The organism is Streptomyces zinciresistens K42, assembly GCF_000225525.1.
Classification (GTDB): domain Bacteria; phylum Actinomycetota; class Actinomycetes; order Streptomycetales; family Streptomycetaceae; genus Streptomyces; species Streptomyces zinciresistens.
In genome coordinates this window covers 1-2417 of the sequence record NZ_AGBF01000396.1, presented here as the reverse complement: position 1 = coordinate 2417, position 2417 = coordinate 1, and the positions used below count along the sequence as shown (strand labels likewise).

General features: G+C 71.6%; 3 protein-coding genes. 2 read left to right on the top strand and 1 reads right to left on the bottom strand.

The genetic code is table 11. From position 1 onward, the window contains the following. Positions 1-194, top strand: a 194-nt coding sequence (locus SZN_RS42120; RefSeq protein ID WP_208865897.1) for a hypothetical protein, incomplete at its 5' end; no start/stop codon positions are given. A gap of 140 nt (positions 195-334) precedes the next feature. Here SZN_RS42120 and SZN_RS36715 read toward each other — a convergent pair. Next, positions 335-1342 carry a stage II sporulation protein M gene (locus SZN_RS36715; protein ID WP_007506033.1) on the bottom strand — a complete coding sequence of 336 codons (1008 nt, stop codon included), beginning with the start codon at positions 1340-1342 and terminating at the stop codon, positions 335-337. 131 nt (positions 1343-1473) lie between these two features. On the opposite strand from SZN_RS36715, the gene SZN_RS36710 reads away from it, so the two are divergent. After that, positions 1474-2415 (top strand): RDD family protein, encoded by a 942-nt coding sequence (locus SZN_RS36710; protein ID WP_007506031.1) that lies wholly within the window; start codon positions 1474-1476, stop codon positions 2413-2415. Positions 2416-2417: the final 2 nt, after the last annotated feature.

The following is a 2417-nucleotide window of genomic DNA, read 5'->3' as shown; positions in this document are numbered from 1 at the left end:
CTGGGCTTCCCTTCGGTGTTTCCGACTCTATCAGATCCTTTTCCGATCCGATTTCCTCGGCGCTTTCCAGGATTCCGCTTTCGCGGCTCCCTTTCCGGCGGTTCCGACTTTATCAGAAGTTCCGGGCCGCTTTGACCGGCCGTTCTTTTTCCGATTCATCGGGAGAGGCTTCCTGGGAATCAATGTTCCGCTGAAGCAGACAGATTCTCAATCTGCCGGAAGGGACTGTAGCCACTTCCAGGCAACTGTTCGAATCTACCTCCCCCCAGGGTCCGTGTCAACGGCTCCTGCGGGGCGAAGAGGAGACTAGCAGCTCAGCCGGTGTGCACGCACATCAGGCCGCGGTCGGCACCGAGGCGCTTCGCTCGGACTCCTCCACATCGCCCGTCTCGCCGGCGCGGGCCGCCCGGCCGCCGATGACGAAGACGTAGGCGAGGAAGAGCAGCTCGGCGACGACGCCGATGCCGATGCGCGCCCAGGTGGGCAGGCCGGAGGGGGTGACCCAGCCCTCGATGACGCCGGAGACGAAGAGCACCAGGGCCAGACCGATCGCCAGACTGAGGGCGGTCCTGCCCTCCTCGGCGAGGGCTGCACGGCGGGTCCGCGGGCCGGGGTCGACGACGGTCCAGCCGAGGCGCAGTCCGGTGCCGGCGGCGACGAACACCGCCGTCAGTTCGAGGATGCCGTGCGGCAGGATCAGGCCGAGGAAGGTGTCGAGGCGGCCGGCCGAGGACATCAGGCCGAGTCCGATGCCGATGTTGAGCATGTTCTGGAAGAGGATCCAGAGCACCGGCAGACCGAGGAAGACGCCGAGGATCAGGCAGAGGGCGGCGGCCCAGGCGTTGTTCGTCCAGACCTGGGCGGCGAAGGAGGCCGCGGGGTTGCTGGAGTAGTACGTCTCGTACTGGCCACCGGGGCGGGTGAGTTCGCGGAGCTCCGTGGGCGCCGCGATGGTGGCCCGGACCTCGGGACGGGTGCCGATCCACCAGCCCAGAGCGACCGCGACGAGGGTGGACAGCAACGCCGTGGGCACCCACCAGCGGCGTGCCCGGTACACGGCGGCCGGGAAGCTGTGGGACAGGAATCGGGTCACATCGCGCCAGGAGGCACGCCGCGTGCCGGTGACCGCGTTGCGCGCGCGGGCCACCAGCTGGCTGAGGCGGCCGGTCAGCTGGGGGTCGGGTGCGCTGGACCGGATCAGTGACAGATGGGTGGCGGTGCGCTGATAGAGGACGACGAGTTCGTCCGCCTCGGTGCCGGTGAGGCGGCGCCGGCGCCCGAGGAGAGCGTCGAGGCGGTCCCACTCCGCTCTGTGGGCGGCGACGAAGACGTCGAGGTCCATCTGGTTGTCTGCTCCCCGGCTGCTCGTCTGCGACCCGTCGTAGGGGTCAGCTTGTCGTACTGCGGCGTGCTGCGCCCTCAGCTTGGCAGACTGGCCCCACCGGGGGCAGATCAGGGGAAGGGACGGTCGGCGTGAGTGAGCTGGTCACGGGCGAGGCGGTGGCGCTGGAGCTGCGCCCCGCGAAGCTGCCCAGCAGGGCGCTTGCCGTCCTGCTCGATCTGGCCGCGGCCGTCGCCGCCTACATTGTGGTGACCGTCGGCATGGTGGCGGCGACCGCCTCCCTGGACGAGGCGGCGCAGACCGCGCTGTCGCTCGCGTTGTTCGTGCTGCTTCTGGTCGCCGTGCCGATCGCGGTCGAGACGCTGAGCCATGGGCGTTCGCCGGGGAAGCTGGCGTGCGGTCTGCGGGTGGTGCGTGACGACGGTGGCCCGATCCGGTTCAGGCACGCGCTGGTGCGGGGCCTCATCGGTGTCATCGAGATTCTGCTGACGTTCGGTGTGGTCGCGGTGGTCTCGTCGCTGGTGTCCGCGCGCGGGCGGCGGCTGGGAGACGTGTTCGCCGGGACGCTCGTCGTCCGGGAGCGGGTGCCGCGCGCGCGGGCCGGTTTCGTGGCGACGCCTCCGGCCTGGCTGACCGGGCGGTTCGCTGAACTCGACCTGTCCGCGGTTCCCGACGGTCTGTGGCTCGCCGTGCGGCAGTGCCTGACGCGGATGGGGCAACTCGATCCGCAGGTCGGCCAGGCCATGGCGGAGCGGCTCTCGGCGGACCTGGCCGCGCGCACCGGCGCTCCCGCTCCGCCCGGGGTGCCGCCGGCCGCGTATCTGGCGGCGGTCCTCCAGGAACGGCAGGCGCGGGAGGCACGGCGTGCGTTCGGCGGGCCGCCCGCCGCGGGCGGCGGGGCCGCCGGACGGCCGGTGCCGCCCGCGAGTGCCTGGGCCGCGCCGGACAGCAGGCCCCTCGACGCGTCGTACGAGCGTGGTCGGCCGCCGGCGGCCGAGGACGCCGGGGCCCACCCGGCGGCTCCGGTGAGCGGGCCGGACGGGCCCCGCAGCGGCTTCGTCCCGCCCGCCTAGTT